The organism is Qipengyuania sp. SM2512 (assembly GCF_054954005.1).
This window is the reverse complement of the sequence record NZ_CM143134.1, coordinates 2,683,207-2,700,848: the sequence shown is the minus strand read 5'-3', so window position 1 is coordinate 2,700,848 and position 17,642 is coordinate 2,683,207. Positions and strand designations below refer to the sequence as shown.

Here is a 17,642-nt window from a genome sequence, read left to right as displayed (position 1 = left end):
CGCGATTCCCGCGGGCTGCAAGGTCTGGCACTGTCTGCCGGAGCGCGCTAGCGACCCCAACTGCATGAAGAACAAGAACTGAAAGATGGCGAGACGGCGTCAGGCAGTCACGATCAAGCACGTCGCTGCGGATGCGGGCGTGTCGCTGCAGACCGTCAGCCGCGTCATCAACAAGGAACCCAACGTCCGCCCCGCGATGGCGGAAAAGGTGCAGGCCAGCATCGACCGCCTCGGCTACGTCCCTTCGATCGCGGCCCAGCGGATGAGCGGTTCGCGATCCTATCTGATCCTCGCGATCAACGACCGCGAGCGCACGATCGCCGACTGGAAAGCGCGGGAAGGGCGCGACTGGGTCGACCAGATGCTGCTGGGCGGTATGTTGACCTGCGCGGAGCGCGGATACCGGATGCTGATCGAACTGGTCGACACCCATAGCGATCACGTCGAGCGCGAACTCGGCGGGGCCATCGCGGCGCTGCAGCCCGACGGCGTGATCCTGACGCCTCCACACTCGGAAAACCCGCTGATCACGAGCTTTCTGGCGGCCACACACATTCCTTTCGCGCGGATCGGATCGCGGCAGGAGGGGCCGGGCATCGCCATCACCATGGGCGACACCGCCAACGCGCGCCTGGCGACGCAGCACCTGCTCGATCACGGCCATCGGCGGATCGGGTTCGTTGCCGGCCCCCCCGAGTTCAGCCTGGCGAACCGGCGAATCGACGGATGGCAGGCCGCCATGGACGAGGCGGGCCATCCGACGGGCGACCTCTGCGAGCGCGGCGATTTCGGCTTCGAGACCGGCAAACAGGCAGCCCGCAAACTGCTCGCTCTGCCCGACCGCCCGACCGCGTTGATCTGCAGCAGCGATCAGATGACGCTCGCCGCGCTCGAGGTCGCCCGCGAGCTGGGCATCGATGTCCCGCGCGATCTGTCGCTGGTGAGCTTCGACAATTCGCCTATCGTCCGGTTTACCGACCCGCCGCTGACCGCCGTCGATCAACCGATCGCCGCCACCGCGTCGCGCGCCGTCGAACTGCTGATCGACAGCCGCAAGGCACCTTCGCCCGACGAACCGGTGATCCTCACCGGCGAGCTGGTGGTGCGCGGTTCGAGCGGCCCCGCCCCTGCGCGTGGACAGCGCTGAGGCAACCTCAGGGGCGGAGCGCCAGTCGCTTCGTTTCCTGCTGCTCTACGCGCTCGCGGCAGCCGGGGGGGCAGTGGCCTACGTCCCCTTCCTGACGATCCTGCTGCCCGTCCGCGTTCAGACCGTGAGTGCGGGGGACGAGATTTCCACTCTCGCCTACGCCGCTTTCGCCGGGGCCATCGCGGCGAGCCTGGCCAATATCGGCTTCGGCTGGCTTAGCGACCGCACACAGCGCCGGACCCCATGGATAATCGGCGGGCTGATCCTTTCCGGAAGCCTGCTCGTCGGGATGCGCGAGGCCGAGGACAGCGTCAGTCTGATCGGTTTGATCGTGGTGTGGCAGATCGCGCTCAACATGATGCTGGCGCCGCTGGCGGCCTGGGCGGGAGATTGCGTCCCCGATCGGCAGAAAGGTCTGCTGGGCGGCTTGCTGTCCTTCTCGCCCGCGCTCGGAGCCCTGTCGGGTGCGCTGGTGACCTGGCCAGGCTTTGCGGGTCCCGATACGCGGCTGGTGCTCGTCGCGCTCATGGTCTTCGCCATGGTGGTACCGGTCCTCGTGCTGGGCCGCCCGCGCGCAATGCCCCAGCTCATGGTCGCCGATCGCGAGGTCCGCGAGAGACCGCGGCGAACCAGCCGCAAGGTCGCCAACATGTGGCTCGCGCGCCTGCTGGTGCAGATCGCCGAGGCGGCGCTGTTCGCCTATCTCTTGTACTGGTTGCAGTCGATCGAGGATGGTTTCGGCGACAACGATACCGCGACCATCTTCGCGGCGGTCCTCGCCTTGTCCGTGCCGCTGGCAATGCTGGCCGGGCGCTGGTCGGATCGCTCCAACCGGCCGATCAGACCGCTGGTGATCTGCGCCTGTCTGGGCTCGCTGGGCCTGCTCATCATGGCGTTCTCCGTCGATCTCGTGACCGGGATTGCCGGCTATGCGGTGTTCGGCCTCGCGATGGGGGTGTTCCTGTCGCTCCATTCGAGCCAGACCTTGCGGATCCTCCCGCGGCCGCAAACGCGCGGCCGCGACCTGGGGTTCTTCAATCTCACGAACACCGTACCGTCGCTGGTGATGCCATGGCTCACGCTGGCGCTGGTTCCCCTTTTCGGCTTCGACGCGCTGTTTCTGCTGCTGGCGGCTCTCGCCATGGTGTCTTGCGCGCTGCTTGTCGCGATCGAACACATCTAGTCGCTTGATTTCACCCATTCGACATGCAATCAATCGCATTGATAACGTTCCCAACAATGGGGAACGCGAGAGGGGATAGGTATGAAGGCGTGGTTGTTGGCGGCGGTTGCCGGACTGGCTGTATCGGCCTGCGCTTCCGTGGAGCCGATCGGGACGGCGGCTGCGCCCGCGATCGCGCCCGAGACGAATGAAGATGCGCGCGTGGCCGACCTGCTCGCGCGTATGAGCCTGGAGCGCAAGGTCGCCCAGCTCATCCAGCCGCAGATCAATTCCTTCACCCCCGAGGACATGCGCCGCTACCGCTTCGGCAGCTATCTCAACGGCGGAAACGGCGGTCCTTACGGCGACGAATATGCGCCTGCACCGCAATGGCTCAAGCTTGCCGACGAGATGTGGGACGCCTCGACCGCTCCGCTGCCGGGTGATGAGCCCGCGATCCCCACCATCTGGGGGACCGACGCCGTCCACGGACACACCAATGTGGTCGGCGCGACGATCTTCCCGCACAATATCGGGCTTGGGGCCACGGGCGACGCCGATCTCGTCCGGCGTATCGGCGAAGCGACCGCCGTGGAAATCGAGGTCACCGGCATCGACTGGAACTTCTCTCCGACAGTGGCGGTCGCGCGCGACGATCGCTGGGGGCGGGCGTATGAGAGCTATTCGGAGGATCCCCGGCTCACCGCCAGGCTGGGTGCGGCTCTGGTCGAAGGGCTGCAGGGCCGCAAATCGTCGAGCGAATTTCTCGGCCAAGGCCGTGTGATTTCCACCGCCAAGCACTTCTTCGGCGATGGAGGCACCGATCAGGGTGTCGACCAGGGGGACGTCAACGGCGATATCGATGCGCTCAAGGCGATCCATGCCGCACCCTATCCTGCGGCTATCGACGCCGGCGTGCAGTCGATCATGGCGAGCTTCAACTCGGTCAACGGGCGCAAGATGCACGGCCACGAAGCCATGCTGACCGGCGTGCTGCGCGACGAGATGAAGTTCGACGGCGTCGTCGTCGGCGACTGGAACGGACATGGTCAGGTTGCCGGATGCACCGTCACCGACTGCCCGCAGTCCCTGCTGGCAGGGCTCGACATCTACATGGTCCCGGACGACTGGAAGGGGTTGATGGACAATCTCGTCGCGCAGGTTCGCGATGGCACCATTCCGATGGCGACGCTAGACACCGCCGTCGGACGGGTCCTGCGGATGAAAATGCGGGCCGGCCTGCTGGATGCCGATGCACGCAAGCCTTCGGCGCGGGCAAATGGCGGGGCCTTCGACAAGCTCGGCTCGCCGGAACATCGCGCGATCGCGCGCGAAGCCGTCGCCAAATCGCAGGTGGTGCTGAAGAACGACGGCATTCTCCCGCTCGGAAGCGGGCAGGACATCCTCGTTGCCGGTGTGGCCGCAGACAGCATCGCCCAGGCGGCCGGCGGCTGGACCCTGACCTGGCAAGGCGGCCGCGAGCTGACCAACGACTATTTCCCCGGCGCGACCTCGATCTGGTCCGGATTGCAACAGGCGGCCGAAGCCGCTGGTGGAACCGCCAAGCTCTCAACCGACGGCAGCTATGCGGACAAGCCCGATGTTGCGGTCGTCGTGTTCGGCGAGGAGCCCTACGCCGAATTTGCGGGAGACCGGAAGAATCTGGTCCTTGCCAACGAGGAGGGCCTCGAGCTGCTCCGCAAGTTCGATGCCGAGGGGATCCCGGCCGTAGCGGTGTTCCTTTCGGGCCGGCCGATGTGGATGAACCGCGAACTCAATGCCGCGGACGCTTTCGTGGCCGCGTGGCTTCCGGGCGGCGAAGGCGCCGGCGTGGCGGACATCCTGTTCGGCAAGCAGGAAGCCACCGGGCGTTTGTCGTTCAGCTGGCCCGAGGGCTGCGCTGGAACGCCGGTCAATGATGCGCAAGGGGCGCTGTTCGCGCTCGGCTACGGACGCTCGCTGTCCGACACGTCTGCGCTGCGGCAGCTCGACGAGACCTGCGGTTTTCTCGCCGGAAGCGGTGCGACCGAGTGGTTCGTCAACGGACGGCTGGGTCGCGGCATCGTGGCGCGCGCCGGGGAAACCGATCTGCCCAACCTGCGCGGGGAAGCGAACGGGATAGTCGCGCGCGGGATCGACAATCAGCGCCAGGAAGATGCGCGCGAAATCACCTTCGCAGCAGTGGCGACGCTGTCATTGGCGCAGTCGGGGCAGGGCGGGGGCGATTACCGCATCCGCTACGCCATCGACCGCCGCCCGACCGCGCCGGTCGTGCTGCGGGTCGGCGAAACCGCAATCGACATCACCAGCCAGCTCGCCCATGCCGAGGGCAAGGACTGGCGCGAGATGATCGTGACCGAGCAATGCACCGATGGACCGCGCGACAGCCTCGCGATTTCCTCGCAAGCGCCGCTGACGATCCGCATCGCCGGCATCGCGCGGCAGGATCTACCCGACGATACGCAGTGCTCGTTCTAGTCCGGGGAACCGGCGAAGAGCGGCGACGAGCGACATTTCTGAATACGCGGCCCGGAGAGGCCGATCTGGGGAGGATAATGAACCATGGCACTGGCACCTGACGCCGCATCGAGCACCGATCCGAACCCGGTGGAGGCGGAGGGCAGCCACATCGATGCCCCCGGTTTGCAATATTTCGTCTTCGGACTGTTCTTCATCTTCGGCGGCATCACCTCGCTCAACGATGTGCTGATCCCCAAGCTCAAGGAGCTGTTCACGCTCAACTACACGCAGGCGATGCTGGTGCAGTTCTGCTTCTTCGCCGCCTATCTGATCATCGGCATCCCGGGCGCCAAGCTGGTCAAGAGGATCGGCTATATGCGCGGCGCGGTGGCGGGTCTCCTGACGATGATGATCGGCTGCCTGCTGTTCATTCCCGCCAGCCAGAACGCGACCTATGCCCTGTTCCTGCTGGCGCTGTTCGTGCTCGCAAGCGGCGTCGTGATCGTGCAGGTCGTCGCCAACCCCTTGATCTCGCTGATCGGGCCGCAGAAGACCGCGCACAGCCGGCTGACCTTTGCGCAGGCGTTCAACTCTCTCGGGACGACGGTCTTTCCGATCGTCGGCGCCACGGTCATTCTCGGCAGCCTCGCCGCCATCAGCGCCCACCAGCTCTCGGGCGCGCAATTGCAGGCGTATCGACAGGCGGAAAGCGAGGCGATCTGGCAGGGCTATCTCGGCGTGGCCATCCTGATCGCACTCGTCGCCCTGGCCGTATGGATTTTCCGCGACCGGCTGAAGGGGGAGAAGCACGAGGCATCGTCCGGTCTCGCCGGCCTCGACCTCCTGAAACGCAGCCGCTTCGGCTACGGCGCGCTGTGCATCTTCCTCTATGTCGGCGCCGAGGTCTCGATCGGCTCGATCATCATCAACTATCTCGCGCAGGACCGCGTCCTGGGGCAGCCAGAGAGCGTCGTCGGCTGGATGATCGGCCTCTACTGGGGCGGGGCGATGGTCGGACGGTTCATCGGCTCGGCGGTGCTGCGCATGTTCTCGCCAGGCAAGATCCTCGCCTTCAATGCAGCGGGTGCGATCCTGCTCATTGTCGTCAGCACCATGACCTCGGGCGAAACCGCCGCCTACAGCCTCCTGGCGGTCGGGCTGATGAACTCGATCATGTTTCCGACGATCTTCTCGCTCGCCTGCGAAAAGCTTGGATCGCGGGCAGCCGATGGATCGGGCATCATCAACGTCGCGATCTTCGGCGGTGCGGTCGTCCCGCTGCTCTACGGCATGATCGCGGACGTCAGCGGGAGCCTGGCCGTGGCGATGATCCTGCCGATCGCCTGCTACGCTATCATCGCGGGTTTCGGGATCTTCGCCCGCCGCCCGGCCTGACACGAAGCAATACGGAGGACCAATTATGGCCAGGACCAAATCTGCGATGTTCGCCGCTGCCACCTCGGCGATGGCCATGGGCTGCGTCGGCACGCCCGCCTCCGTCTCGGCGCAGGTAGACCAGACCGAGCGGCTGGTGTTCGCCGACGAATTCGATGCGCCCGCGCTCGACCGGTCGAAGTGGAACACCATCGGTCCTGACTTCTGGGTCAATGAAGAAGAGCAGGCCTATATCGATTCGCCCGAGACGATCCGCTTCGCGCCCGCGGGGAGCGTCGAGGGGGCGGACAGCGGCGTCCTGGTCCTGCAACCGCGTTTCCGCGAAGGCTTCGAGACGCCCACCGGGCGCGAGGCCGATTTCGTCTCCGGTCGAATCACCACCGAGGACAAATTCGACTTCACCAACGGCCGGGCCGTCGCGCGGATCCGGATGCCCGACGCGGTCGGGGTCTGGCCCGCTTTCTGGCTGCTCGGCAACGGCACCTGGCCCGAGACCGGCGAGATCGACATCATGGAGTATGTGGGCGAGGCGGACTGGATAGGGGTCGCGCTCCACGGCCCCGGCTATTCGGGCGAGACACCGCTGGTGAACAAGTATTTCTTCGAGCCCGGCATCGACGTCACCGACTGGCACGAATACGAGGTCGACTGGACTGCGGATCAAATCCTGTTCAAGATCGATGGCCGCCTGACCTACCGCGTCACTCGCCCGATGGTCGAACATTATGGCGAGTGGCGGTTCGACACACCCAAGCACATCATCCTGAACTTCGCCGTCGGCGGGGTCTATCCGTTCAAGACCAACGGCATTTCCGAACCCTACAAGGGGCTCCCGGCCGATACAGCCGATCGCATCAAGAACGACGAGATCGCGATGGAGGTCGACTGGGTTCGGGTTTACCAGCACAATGGCATCGCCAAGCGATCCGAATAGCTTTCGCGGCCAATGCGCGGCCTGAGGCTCGACCGCCAAGCCGCGTTTTTGCAAACAGCTTCGCGCGAAGGGATGGCACCCCGGAAATTCACAAAAGCGCTGCTGCCATTCGGTCAACGGTGAAGGTGGGAGGCAGCATCTTGGCGGACAGGGTGGGATTCGAACCCACGGATGCTTGCGCATCGCCGGTTTTCAAGACCGGTGCATTCGACCACTCTGCCACCTGTCCGCTCGCTGCCGCCGTTAATGGGCGGGCGCGGGATTGTCACGTCCTGACGCGTGCTATCCTGGCTCTCCACCGGAACAAGCCCGCGCGTGGTGGATAGGACCCGCAAGACATATCGCGTTCATTGGCGATGTGCGAGGGAGCGCTCATGATATTCAAACGTGCCATGCTCAACCGGTTGAGCAAGTCGATCGCCATCGCTGCGGCGATCTTCGCCGCCCAGCCTGCCTTTGCGCAGGACATGTCCTTCGATTCCTATGTGCAATTGCTGATGGCGAAAGCGCGGGCGCAGGGGGTCAGCGAGGGGACCATCGCGCGGATGTCCGCCGGTCTCGAGCCCAATCGCCGGGTGATCGAACTCGACCAGGCGCAACCCGGATCGCCGACCAGCTCGGGCTATCCGCCGCTGTCCGACTACATCGCGCGCCATGTGGATCAGGCGCGGATCGGGCCGGGCCGCCGCGAATATGCCAGCGCCCGCGGCACCCTGAGCGCGATCGAACGCGAATATGGCGTGCCAGGCGAGATCCTGGTCGCGATCTGGGGCCATGAGACGGCCTATGGCAATGTCCGCGGCGGCTTCGACCTCTCGCAAGCCTTGGCCACCCTGGCCTGGGAAGGGCGTCGCCGCAACCTGTTCGAAGGCGAGTTCCTTGCGCTTCTCAAGGTCGCCGATCGCGGCTATTCGCGGTCCGAGCTGCAAGGCAGCTGGGCCGGTGCTTTCGGAAATCCGCAATTCCTGCCGAGCGTCTATCTGCGTCTTGCCGCCGATGGCGACGGCGACGGGGCCGCCAACATCTTCACCAACCGCGCCGACACCCTGGCCTCGATCGCCAACTACTTCCGCGATGCCGGCTGGCGGACCGGGCAGCCCTGGGGCGTGAGCGCTTCGGTGCCGCGCGGTTTCGATACCGCCTCCGTAAGCACCGAGCTCGTCGCTCCGGTCTGTGCCCGGGTGCACGAGCGCCACAGCCAGTTCAAGACCGTCGCCGAATGGCGTGAGCTTGGCGTGCAGCCGTTGCGGCCACTCGCGGAAACCACGCTGGTCTCGCTGTTCCAGCCCGATGGACCGGGCACGCCGGCCTGGCTGTTAACGTCAAATTATCGGGTTATCCTCGAATACAATTGCTCCAATTACTACGCCATGAGTGTGGGTTTGCTGGCAGATGAGATTAACCGTTAAACATACGATCCGCTTCGGTTCGATCGTCCTGGGCTTCGCGCTCGCTTCCTGCGTGCCCGGTGCCGGTGCGGTCGAGAGCGCACCCCCGCCGTCCGGGGGCACCGGTCAAGGCGCGCAGACCGGCCCGCAGGCGGATTATCCGGTGGTTGTCGGCGAGCCTTTCACCATCGACGGCATCACCCACACGCCGGTCGATGTCCTTAATTACGACGAGGTCGGCTATGCGACGCTCGGCGAACCGGGGGCATCGGGGATCAGCGCCGCGCACCGTACGCTCCCGCTCCCCAGCTATGTCGAGGTCACCTCGCTCGAGAGCGGCCGGACGATACTGGTCCGTGTCGAACGCCGCGGTCCGATGACCAATGCGCGGCTCATCGCCTTGTCGCCCGATGCCCGCGCCCAGCTTGGCGTCGGGGAAGGCACGCCGGTGCGCGTTCGCCGGGTCAATCCGCCCGAGGAGGAACGCGCCGAACTGCGCGCGAACCGCGCGGCGAGCCTGCGGATGGAAACGCCGCCCGGCCTGCTCGATGTGCTCAAGCGCAAGCTTCCCGCAGTGGGCTCGGTCTCGCTGACCCGCAGCGAAGGCGAGGAAACGGCAGCGCTAGGGGAAGGCACCGCGGCAGCGATCCGTTCGGTCGATCCCACCACCGGAGTACCGTCGACGCGGGTCGAACCCGAGGACGAAGTCACGGGCGGCACGGTGGCGGCGACGGGCGCTGCGGCGGCAATCGCTCCTGCACCTGTCGCGGCGCCCGCCTCCGCTCCGGAACCGGCGGCGGAGGGCAATTACGCGGTTCAAGCCGGGGCCTATTCGACGCAGGCGGCGGCCGAACGGGTCGTGCGGAGAATCGGCGGCTACCACGAACGGGTCGGCAGGCTGTGGCGCGTCCGCGCGGGCCCCTATGCCACCCGGGGACAGGCCGCCGACGCGCTCGCCAAGGTGCGCGGTGCCGGTTATAGCGACGCGCAGATAGTCACGCTGAGATAAGCCGCCGGGCGCTCCCGGGGGCGGGAGCAGATTTGATCCGAACCCTCGCACTTTGCTTTGCAGCCGTCATGCTGGGCGCTGCAAGCCCGGCACCGCTGAAAGATGCCCCGCGCCCTCCCGGCGCGCAGGACGCACCGATTGCGCTGCTGGTCGATCTGTCGAGCGGGCAGACGCTGTTCGCGCGCGAGAGCGACCGGCGGTTCATGCCCGCCTCGATCACCAAGGTGATGACCACGCTGCTGGCTTTCGAGATGATCGAAGATCAGCGGCTGTTCCCGGAGCAGGTGATGACCGTCCGGCCCGAGACGTTCCGGCGCTGGAGCCGGGTCGGCTCGACCATGTATCTGCCCCACGACGCCAGGGTGACGGTCGATGAACTGCTGCATGGCATCACCACGGTCTCGGGCAATGACGCCTCGGTAGTACTGGCCGAAGGGGCGGCAGGATCGGTGCGGCAATGGCTCGCCGGAATGAACGCGGTCGCCGCCAAATACGGGATGCACGACAGCCATTTCAATACGCCCAATGGGTGGATGGACGAAGGCAGGACCTTCACCACCGGGCGGGACCTGGTGACGATGGGCAGCGCGATAGTGCGCCACCATCCGAGCAAATACCGCCATTACTTCGGGGCGACGGGGCTGGAATACAACGGCATCACCCAGCGCAACCACGATCCGATAACCGGCAGCGTCGCAGGCGCGGACGGCATCAAGACCGGCTTCACCAATCAGGCGGGCTACGGCTTTCTCGGCAGCGCCGAGCGCAACGGGCGACGGCTGATCATGGTTGTTGCCGCCAGCCCCAGCGGGCGGGCGCGCAACGAGGCCTCGCAAGACCTGATCGAATGGGGCTTCGCCAATTTCGCCAGCATCCGGCTGTTCGAAAAGGACGAGCCGATCGCCGAAGCGCGGGTGCAGGATGGCAACGCGAGTGCGGTGCCGCTGGCGGCGCAGGCTCCGGTCCGGCTGTCGCTCCCGCGCGACCGGGAGGCCGGGATCGATTTGACCATTCGCTACGAAGGTCCCTTGCGCGCACCGATCGCGCAGGGCGAGGAAGTGGCGCGGCTGCTGGTCAGCGTCGATGGCGAACAGGTCAATTCGGTGCCGCTGGTCGCGACCCAAACCATCCTCGAGGCGAACCTCCTGCGGCGGGTGTTCAACGGGCTGCGCGGATGGGTCGCGTGAGCCGCGGGTCGTTCATCGCGCTTGAGGGCGGGGAAGGGACCGGCAAGTCGACGCAGGCGCAGCTGCTGGCCGCCGAGCTCGAACGGCGCGGGATCGATGCCGTGCTCACCCGCGAACCGGGCGGGACGCCTGGTGCCGAAGCGATCCGCGCGCTGCTGCTCCATCCGCCGGGTGAGGGCTGGGGGATGCGCGCCGAGGCGCTGCTCTTCGCCGCCGCGCGCTCGGACCATGTCGAGCGGCTGATTCGCCCCGCGCTCGCCGAAGGCCGTTGGGTCGTCTGCGACCGCTTTCTCGATTCCAGCCGCGCCTATCAGGGCGGGGCCGGATTGCTGGGCGACGAGCTGGTCCGCTCGCTTCACGAGCTGGGCAGTGAAGGTCTCCTGCCCGATCTGACGCTGGTGATTGCGGTGGGGGACGCCACCGCGGCGGCGCGGCTGTCCGCGCGCGACGGCGCGGTCTCCGATGCGATCGGCGGGCGCGGCGATAGCTATCATTCCCGCGTCAATGCCGCTTTCGTCGAATTCGCCGCGGCAGAGCCTGCGCGCTTCGCGGTGATCGATGGCGAGGGCTCGGTGGACTTGGTCCATGCACGCATCCTCGCTGCGCTCGAACCGCTGCTCGCCAAGGGTTCGCGCGCATGATCGGCCACGACGCCGCCTGGTCGGCATGGCGCGATGCCATGGCGGGCGAGCGAATGCATCACGCCTGGCTGCTGGCGGGCAAGTCGGGGCTGGGGAAAATGCACTTCGCGCACGCTGCGGCACGCGAGCTTGTGGGGGCGGATCCGACCGCCGAGCACCATCCCGACATCCATGTCCTCACGCATCTGCCCAAGGACGACAAGGAGGAGCGCAAGCGAGACGAGGGCAAGCCCTTCGAGATCAAGCGCAACATCACCATCGGGCAAGTCCGCGCGATGCAGCAGCGGCTCAACACCCGGCCGACGATGGGCGAGCGCCGCGCGATCATCGTCGATCCGGCCGACGACATGGAACGCAACGCCTCCAACGCGCTGCTCAAGAGCCTGGAAGAGCCGCCGGTGGGCACCTTTTTCCTGCTGGTGAGCCATCGCCCTGCGAAACTGCTGCCGACGATCCGGTCGCGCTGCCGGACGCTGCGGTTCCACGCGCTCGCGGATCGCGAGATTGCAGACCTTCTGGCCGCGCTGGCCCCCGACGCGAACGAGGCCACCCGCGCCGCCGCGCTCACCGCTGCAGCGGGATCGCCGGGGCGGGCGCTGGCCTTCGTCGAACTCGGGCTGGGACCCGTGGCGCAAATCCTGCACCTGATCGCACAGCAGGGCGATCCCGAATTCACCCTGCGCGGCGAACTGGTGTCGGCCATCGGCAACCGGCCCGATCGCGCCCGGCTCGAAGCAGTGCTCGAACTGGCGCGCTCGATCCTCGACGAGGGCCTGACCGATCTCGACCGCCAGCGCCTGCCCGCGCGGATCGCCGCGCATGCCGAACTCGTGCGCCTCTCGGGCGAGATGCCGACCTATAATTACGATCCGGGGCTGCTGGTGATGGAAATCGGCACCTTGCTCGCGGGCGCGGCGCAGTCTAGCGGAGGCCCCCATGGCTGAGCCCTTCTATATTACCACGGCGATCAACTATCCCAACGGTCGCCCGCACATCGGCCACGCCTATGAGGCGATCGGCGCCGATGTCATCGCGCGCTTCCAGCGGTTGCGCGGCCGCGAGGTCCGGTTCCAGACCGGCACCGACGAGCACGGGCTCAAAATGGCGCGCAAGGCCGCCGAGCAGGACCGCACCCCGCGCGCGCTGGCCGATGAAATGTCGGGATATTTCAGAGCGATGGATGACGCACTTGAGATTTCCTACGACCGCTTCATTCGGACGGTCGAGGACGATCACCACCGCGCGAGCCAGGCGATCTGGCGCGCGATGGAGGCCAAGGGCGATCTCTATCTCGACCGCTACGAAGGCTGGTACTCGATCCGCGACGAGGCCTATTACGACGCCAGCGAACTGACCGAGACCGAGGGCGGGGAGAAGCTGTCACCGCAGGGTACGCCGGTCGAGTGGACCGTCGAGGAGAGCTGGTTCTTCCGCCTGTCGAACTATCAGGAAAAATTGCTCGAACTGCTGCGGACCCCGGGCTTTCTCGAGCCCGAGAGCCGCCGCAACGAGATGATCGCCTTCGTCGAGGGCGGACTGCGCGATCTCTCGGTCAGCCGCACCAGCTTCGACTGGGGGGTCAAGGTCCCGGGCAGCGACGAACACGTCATGTATGTCTGGGTCGATGCGCTGACCAATTACCTGACCGGGCTCGGCTATCCCGAGGACACCGACGACTGGCGCCGGTTCTGGCCGGCCAGCCTGCATCTGATCGGCAAGGACATCGTCCGCTTCCACACGGTCTACTGGCCCGCCTTCCTGATGAGCGCCGACCTGCCGCCGCCGCGCAAGGTATTCGGCCACGGCTTTATCCTCAACCGGGGGCAGAAGGAATCCAAGTCGCTCGGCAATGTCACCGACCCGCTGGCGCTGGCGGAGAATTTCGGGGTCGACAATTTGCGCTATTTCCTGATGCGCGAAGTCGCTTTTGGGCAGGATGGCAGCTATTCGGCCGAGGCGATCGTGGCGCGCTGCAACGCCGAGCTCGCCAACAGCTTCGGAAATCTGGTGCAGCGCGCCTTGTCGATGGTGCACAAGAATCTGGACGGCGCGTTGCGGGCTTTTTCCCAGGCCGACGCCGACCGGGCGCTGCTCGCGACGGTGCGCAAATCCTGCGGCGAAAGCCTGCCAGAACGGTTCGAGGCGCTCGATTTCAGCCAGGGGATCGAGGCCTGGATGCAGGCAGTCTGGGCCTGCAACCAATATGTCGACGAGCAGGCCCCCTGGGCGCTCAAGAAGACCGATCCGGAGCGGATGGAGGCGGTGCTGCTGACGCTGGTGATTGCCATCCGCGATCTCGCACTGGCGATCCAGCCCGTGATCCCGACCCGCGCTGGCGCGGTGCTCGACATGCTCGGGATTCCCGATAGCGATCGCAGTTATGCCGATCTCGACAACGCGGGCTGGTACGATGCGCTGGTCGCGGCCGGACACGTCATCGCCAAGCCCGAGCCGATGTTTCCGCGGCTCGAACTCGCAACCGAGGCCGCCTGATGCTGGTCGATAGCCACTGCCATCTGGAATATAAGGGTCTGGTCGAGGATCAGGCGGCGGTGCTCGACCGCGCGCGCGCCGCCGGAGTGAAGACATTCCTCAACATCTCGACCAAGCGCTCTGAATGGGGTCAGGTCGTAGCCACCGCCGAACGCGAGCCCGACGTTTACGCCAGCGTCGGTATCCATCCGCATCACGCCGACGATCACCAGGATCTCACGGAGGCGCAGCTGCGCGAAGCCACCGACAACCCGCGGGTCATCGGGATCGGCGAGACCGGGCTCGACTATTATTACGAGCATTCGGATCGTGCGGCGCAGCAGCGCCTCTTCCGACTGCATATCGCGGTGGCGCGCGAGGTGCAGCTGCCGGTCATCATCCATACCCGCGACGCCGAGGACGACACGCTCGCCATTCTCGAGGACGAACTGGGGAAGGGCGGTTTCCCCGCGCTGATCCATTGCTTCACCGCCTCGGCCGAATTCGGCGAGAAGGTGCTGGCGCTCGGGCTGTCGATCTCGATCTCGGGGATCGTCACCTTCAAGAACGCGCGCGATCTGCAGGCAGTGGCGAAGACGGTTCCGGCCGACCGGCTGCTGGTCGAGACCGACAGCCCCTTTCTCGCGCCCGTGCCGCATCGCGGCAGGCCTTGCGAGCCCGGCTTCGTCCGCGACACCGCGACCTTCCTTGCGGAACTGCGCGGCGAGAGCCTCGAACAGTTGGCCGAGACCACCACGCGCAATTTTCACGCTTTGTTCGCGAAGGCAATCGCATGAAGCTGCTGATGCTCGGCTCGGGGACCTCCACCGGGGTGCCGCGGATCGGCAACGACTGGGGCGAATGCGACCCAGCGGAACCGCGCAACCGCCGCACCCGCGTCTCGATCCTGGTCGAGAACGACGCCGGGCAGCGGATCCTGATCGACACCTCGACCGATCTGCGCCAGCAATTGCTCGCCAACCAGATCGACCGCGTCGACGCGGTGCTGTGGACGCATGATCACGCCGATCATTGCCACGGGATCGATGATCTGCGCGTGATGCGTTACGACCGCAGCAATGCGCTGCCGGGCTTTGCCGATCCCAAGACGGCGAGCAAGCTGCGCAAGCGGTTCGACTACGTCTTCGAGGGCCAGCATGGCTATCCGACGCTGATCGAGCTCTCCGACCTGCGCGACCAGCGGCTGGTCGCCGGCTTCTCGCTCGAATGGGTCGAGATGCCGCATGGGCCGACGCACAGCACCGGGTTCCGGCTCGAGGCCGATGGCGCGTCGCTGGTCTATGCCACCGATTACAGCGAGATCACCCCGCAGATGCTGTCGTGCTTCGCCGGGGTCGATCTGCTGGTGAGCGATTGCCTGCGCCGCGCGCCGCATCCCACGCATGCCAGCCTGGGCCTGGCGCTGGAGCTGGCTTCGAAGACCAAGGCGAAGAAGACCGTGCTGACGCATCTCGACAAGAGCATGGATTATCGCGCGCTGTCGGAGGAAGTGCCCAAGCGCGTGATCGTTGGCTACGACGGGCTGGAGCTGGTCGCGTGAGCGAATTCGACATCGTCTCGATCATCTCGCTGGTAGGTTTTCTGGTGCTGGCGGTGAGCGCGCTGTCGGCGCATCGGTTCTCGCTCAAAAAGGGCATCGTGATGGCCTTGGCCTGGGCGGCGATCTTCGCGATCGTGGTGCTGTTCATCAGCCTGATCGAAGGATGACCCCCTTCCTCAGGCGCCCTCCATTTAACATAATATATATTATCATTCCAGCATGTCCGACGCATCCCTCCAGCTGACCCGCCTTCTCGTCATCATGGCGCGGCTGCGCGATCCCGAGCGCGGCTGCGAATGGGATCTGGCGCAGAGCTTCGAGTCGATCGCGCCCTATACGATCGAGGAAGCCTACGAAGTCGTCGACGCGATCGAGCGCAGCGATATGACCGACCTTCGCGGCGAGCTCGGCGATCTGCTGCTCCAGGTCGTGTTCCACGCTCGCATGGCGGAGGAAGCCGGACACTTCTCCTTCGCCGATGTCGCGCGCGCGATCTGCGACAAGATGGAGGCGCGCCACCCACATATCTTCGGCGACGAGGACGGGACCATGGGCGAAACCCGCTGGGAGGAGCTCAAGCAGACCGAACGCGAGACTGCCGGCGCGACCAGTGCTTTGGACGGGGTCGCAAAGGCGCTGCCGGGGCTGCTTCGCGCGCAGAAGCTGCAGAAACGCGCCGCGCGGGTCGGCTTCGACTGGCCCGATGCGGAAGGTCCTAAATCAAAGATCTTCGAGGAACTCGAGGAGCTTGAGACCGCCTCTTTGGAAACCCGCGAGGAGGAAGCCGGCGACCTTCTGTTTGCCGCGGTAAATCTGGTGCGCGCCTATGGCATCGACGCCGAAGAAGCCCTGCGCGGGGCCAATGCAAAATTCGAACGCCGCTTCCGTGCGATGGAGGACCTTGCCGATGCCTGGTTCGCGGATCTAACGCTCGACCAGCAGGAAGCACTCTGGCAAGCGGTCAAATTGGACGAGAACAAAACCGTCTAAAGCGAGGAAAACCTTCCGAATTCCTTCGGCGTCAACCGCACCGATAGCAACCGTACTGGCCCCTCGCCCAGATCGGCGCTCTCTTCCTCGATAACCTGACCGTGCTGGTGCAGCCAGGCGCTGCGCATCCCGTCGCTTGCGGTCAGCTCGATTGCGTAGGTGCGCGAATCCAGCGTCAGCAGCGCGTCGATCCGCTGCAGCAGCGCCTCGACCCCCTCCCCCGTCAGCGCCGAGATCGGAATGCTCTTGTCGTCGTGCGAGGCGATCTCGGTCAGTTCCGCGCGCCGCTCCTCGGGCAGCGCATCGAACTTGTTCCAGGCCTCGAGGATCGGGATCTCGCTCGTCCCGCTCTCGCGGTCGATCACCTCGAGATCGGTGAGAATTTGCAGCACCTGCTGCTTCTGCGCCGCGGCATCGGGATTGGCCATGTCGCGGACATGGACGATGACATCGGCGCCGGTCACCTCTTCGAGCGTCGCGCGGAAGGCGGCGACCAGTTGCGTTGGCAGATCCGAGATGAACCCGACCGTGTCCGACAGGATCGCCTTTTCGACGCCCGGCAGCTCGATCGCGCGCATGGTCGGGTCCAGCGTCGCGAACAGCAGATCTTCCGCCATGACGTCGGAGCCCGTCAGACTGTTGAACAGCGTGGACTTCCCGGCGTTGGTGTAACCCACCAGCGCGATCACCGGCCAGGGCGCCCTACCCCGCCGCGCGCGGTGCAGCGCTCGCGTCTTGCGGACCTGTTCCAACTCCTTGCGCAATTGCGCCATCCGCGCGCGAATCAAACGGCGGTCGGCCTCGATCTGCGTCTCGCCGGGTCCGCCCAGAAAGCCGAAGCCGCCGCGCTGGCGTTCGAGGTGGGTCCAGCTGCGAACCAGCCGGCTCTGCTGATAATCGAGATGCGCTAGCTCGACCTGAAGCCGACCTTCGGCGGTCGCTGCGCGTTCACCGAAGATTTCGAGGATCAGCCCGGTGCGGTCGATGACCTTGCGCTCCAGCTTGTCTTCGAGATTGCGCTGCTGGATCGGGGTCAGCGTCCCGTCGACCACAACCAGCTCGGCCTCTTCCTGCTCGCACTGGATGCGGATGTTGTCGACCTGACCAGAACCGAACAGCAGATTGGGCTTCACCTGCCGCACGGGCAGGACGAAGCCCTCGGCGATCTCGATCCCGATTGCCAGCGCCAGCCCCTTCGCCTCCTCGAGCCGGGATTCGGCATCGAGTTCGTAGGACTGGCCGCGAATATCGGGACAGATGACGAGGGCCCGCGCACCGCGCGAAACTTCACCCAAC

Annotated in this window: 16 protein-coding genes and 1 tRNA gene; 15 read left to right on the top strand and 2 right to left on the bottom strand. The window is 65.8% G+C overall.

Going from position 1 to position 17,642, the window contains the following annotated elements; genetic code table 11:
- Nucleotides 1–85 precede the first annotated feature (85 nt).
- The 5 genes from ACQ5J0_RS13435 (at nucleotide 86) to ACQ5J0_RS13415 (ending at nucleotide 7,098) form a co-directional block, all read left to right on the top strand.
- Nucleotides 86–1,147: a LacI family DNA-binding transcriptional regulator gene (locus ACQ5J0_RS13435; RefSeq protein WP_462568046.1), complete on the top strand. Its 1,062-nt coding sequence runs from the start codon at nucleotides 86–88 to the stop codon at nucleotides 1,145–1,147.
- Nucleotides 1,134–2,330, top strand: coding sequence for an MFS transporter (locus ACQ5J0_RS13430; protein WP_462568045.1), 1,197 nt, complete (start codon nucleotides 1,134–1,136; stop codon nucleotides 2,328–2,330). Before ACQ5J0_RS13435 ends, ACQ5J0_RS13430 begins: the two co-directional genes overlap by 14 nt.
- Before the next feature lie 81 nt (nucleotides 2,331–2,411).
- Entirely contained in the window at nucleotides 2,412–4,787 is a 2,376-nt protein-coding gene (locus ACQ5J0_RS13425) for a glycoside hydrolase family 3 protein (RefSeq protein WP_462568043.1), read from the top strand.
- Between the two features lie 84 nt (nucleotides 4,788–4,871).
- On the top strand, nucleotides 4,872–6,164 hold the full coding sequence (locus tag ACQ5J0_RS13420) for a sugar MFS transporter (RefSeq protein WP_462568042.1): 1,293 nt from the start codon (nucleotides 4,872–4,874) through the stop codon (nucleotides 6,162–6,164).
- 25 nt (nucleotides 6,165–6,189) lie between these two features.
- Nucleotides 6,190–7,098, top strand: coding sequence for a glycoside hydrolase family 16 protein (locus ACQ5J0_RS13415; protein ID WP_462568041.1), 909 nt, complete (start codon nucleotides 6,190–6,192; stop codon nucleotides 7,096–7,098).
- Between the two features lie 141 nt (nucleotides 7,099–7,239).
- Here ACQ5J0_RS13415 and ACQ5J0_RS13410 read toward each other — a convergent pair.
- A tRNA-Ser gene (locus ACQ5J0_RS13410) sits at nucleotides 7,240–7,327 on the bottom strand.
- 145 nt (nucleotides 7,328–7,472) lie between these two features.
- On the opposite strand from ACQ5J0_RS13410, the gene ACQ5J0_RS13405 reads away from it, so the two are divergent.
- From ACQ5J0_RS13405 to mazG, 10 genes are all read left to right on the top strand, one after another.
- A complete protein-coding gene (locus tag ACQ5J0_RS13405) occupies nucleotides 7,473–8,507 on the top strand; it encodes a lytic murein transglycosylase (protein WP_462568040.1) in 1,035 nt (344 codons plus the stop codon).
- A complete protein-coding gene (locus ACQ5J0_RS13400; RefSeq protein WP_462568039.1) occupies nucleotides 8,491–9,495 on the top strand; it encodes a septal ring lytic transglycosylase RlpA family protein in 1,005 nt (334 codons plus the stop codon). The genes ACQ5J0_RS13405 and ACQ5J0_RS13400 overlap by 17 nt, the downstream gene beginning before the upstream one ends.
- 68 nt (nucleotides 9,496–9,563) lie before the next feature.
- Nucleotides 9,564–10,682, top strand: coding sequence for a D-alanyl-D-alanine carboxypeptidase family protein (locus tag ACQ5J0_RS13395; RefSeq protein ID WP_462568038.1), 1,119 nt, complete (start codon nucleotides 9,564–9,566; stop codon nucleotides 10,680–10,682).
- The gene (gene tmk, locus ACQ5J0_RS13390; protein WP_462568037.1) at nucleotides 10,679–11,323 is read left to right on the top strand and encodes a dTMP kinase; all 645 of its coding nucleotides are present in this window, start codon (nucleotides 10,679–10,681) and stop codon (nucleotides 11,321–11,323) included. Before ACQ5J0_RS13395 ends, tmk begins: the two co-directional genes overlap by 4 nt.
- Nucleotides 11,320–12,267 carry a DNA polymerase III subunit delta' gene (locus ACQ5J0_RS13385; protein ID WP_462568036.1) on the top strand — a complete coding sequence of 316 codons (948 nt, stop codon included), beginning with the start codon at nucleotides 11,320–11,322 and terminating at the stop codon, nucleotides 12,265–12,267. The genes tmk and ACQ5J0_RS13385 overlap by 4 nt, the downstream gene beginning before the upstream one ends.
- Entirely contained in the window at nucleotides 12,260–13,816 is a 1,557-nt protein-coding gene (metG, locus tag ACQ5J0_RS13380) for a methionine--tRNA ligase (protein ID WP_462568035.1), read from the top strand. The genes ACQ5J0_RS13385 and metG overlap by 8 nt, the downstream gene beginning before the upstream one ends.
- Nucleotides 13,816–14,592 carry a TatD family hydrolase gene (locus ACQ5J0_RS13375; protein WP_462568034.1) on the top strand — a complete coding sequence of 259 codons (777 nt, stop codon included), beginning with the start codon at nucleotides 13,816–13,818 and terminating at the stop codon, nucleotides 14,590–14,592. The genes metG and ACQ5J0_RS13375 overlap by 1 nt, the downstream gene beginning before the upstream one ends.
- On the top strand, nucleotides 14,589–15,356 hold the full coding sequence (locus ACQ5J0_RS13370) for an MBL fold metallo-hydrolase (RefSeq protein ID WP_462568032.1): 768 nt from the start codon (nucleotides 14,589–14,591) through the stop codon (nucleotides 15,354–15,356). The genes ACQ5J0_RS13375 and ACQ5J0_RS13370 overlap by 4 nt, the downstream gene beginning before the upstream one ends.
- Nucleotides 15,353–15,523, top strand: a complete 171-nt coding sequence (locus ACQ5J0_RS13365) for a hypothetical protein (protein WP_462568031.1) — start codon at nucleotides 15,353–15,355, stop codon at nucleotides 15,521–15,523. Before ACQ5J0_RS13370 ends, ACQ5J0_RS13365 begins: the two co-directional genes overlap by 4 nt.
- 52 nt (nucleotides 15,524–15,575) lie before the next feature.
- Nucleotides 15,576–16,346: a nucleoside triphosphate pyrophosphohydrolase gene (mazG, locus tag ACQ5J0_RS13360; RefSeq protein ID WP_462568029.1), complete on the top strand. Its 771-nt coding sequence runs from the start codon at nucleotides 15,576–15,578 to the stop codon at nucleotides 16,344–16,346.
- On the opposite strand, the gene hflX is transcribed toward mazG, so the two are convergent.
- Complete coding sequence (gene hflX / locus ACQ5J0_RS13355; protein ID WP_462568027.1) at nucleotides 16,343–17,641, bottom strand: GTPase HflX; 1,299 nt, start codon at nucleotides 17,639–17,641, stop codon at nucleotides 16,343–16,345. The two genes, mazG and hflX, sit on opposite strands and share 4 nt — an antisense overlap.
- Nucleotide 17,642: the final 1 nt, after the last annotated feature.

What these genes read in the sequence shown, in the direction of transcription:
- ACQ5J0_RS13415 (WP_462568041.1), top strand. Translation starts at nt 6,190, where the DNA reads ATGGCCAGGACCAAATCTGCGATGTTCGCCGCTGCCACCTCGGCGATG.
- ACQ5J0_RS13370 (WP_462568032.1), top strand. Translation starts at nt 14,589, where the DNA reads ATGAAGCTGCTGATGCTCGGCTCGGGGACCTCCACCGGGGTGCCGCGG.
- ACQ5J0_RS13385 (WP_462568036.1), top strand. Translation starts at nt 11,320, where the DNA reads ATGATCGGCCACGACGCCGCCTGGTCGGCATGGCGCGATGCCATGGCG.
- ACQ5J0_RS13420 (WP_462568042.1), top strand. Translation starts at nt 4,872, where the DNA reads ATGGCACTGGCACCTGACGCCGCATCGAGCACCGATCCGAACCCGGTG.
- ACQ5J0_RS13405 (WP_462568040.1), top strand. Translation starts at nt 7,473, where the DNA reads ATGATATTCAAACGTGCCATGCTCAACCGGTTGAGCAAGTCGATCGCC.
- ACQ5J0_RS13395 (WP_462568038.1), top strand. Translation starts at nt 9,564, where the DNA reads ATGCTGGGCGCTGCAAGCCCGGCACCGCTGAAAGATGCCCCGCGCCCT.
- ACQ5J0_RS13435 (WP_462568046.1), top strand. Translation starts at nt 86, where the DNA reads ATGGCGAGACGGCGTCAGGCAGTCACGATCAAGCACGTCGCTGCGGAT.
- mazG (WP_462568029.1), top strand. Translation starts at nt 15,576, where the DNA reads ATGTCCGACGCATCCCTCCAGCTGACCCGCCTTCTCGTCATCATGGCG.
- ACQ5J0_RS13425 (WP_462568043.1), top strand. Translation starts at nt 2,412, where the DNA reads ATGAAGGCGTGGTTGTTGGCGGCGGTTGCCGGACTGGCTGTATCGGCC.
- metG (WP_462568035.1), top strand. Translation starts at nt 12,260, where the DNA reads ATGGCTGAGCCCTTCTATATTACCACGGCGATCAACTATCCCAACGGT.
- ACQ5J0_RS13400 (WP_462568039.1), top strand. Translation starts at nt 8,491, where the DNA reads ATGAGATTAACCGTTAAACATACGATCCGCTTCGGTTCGATCGTCCTG.
- ACQ5J0_RS13375 (WP_462568034.1), top strand. Translation starts at nt 13,816, where the DNA reads ATGCTGGTCGATAGCCACTGCCATCTGGAATATAAGGGTCTGGTCGAG.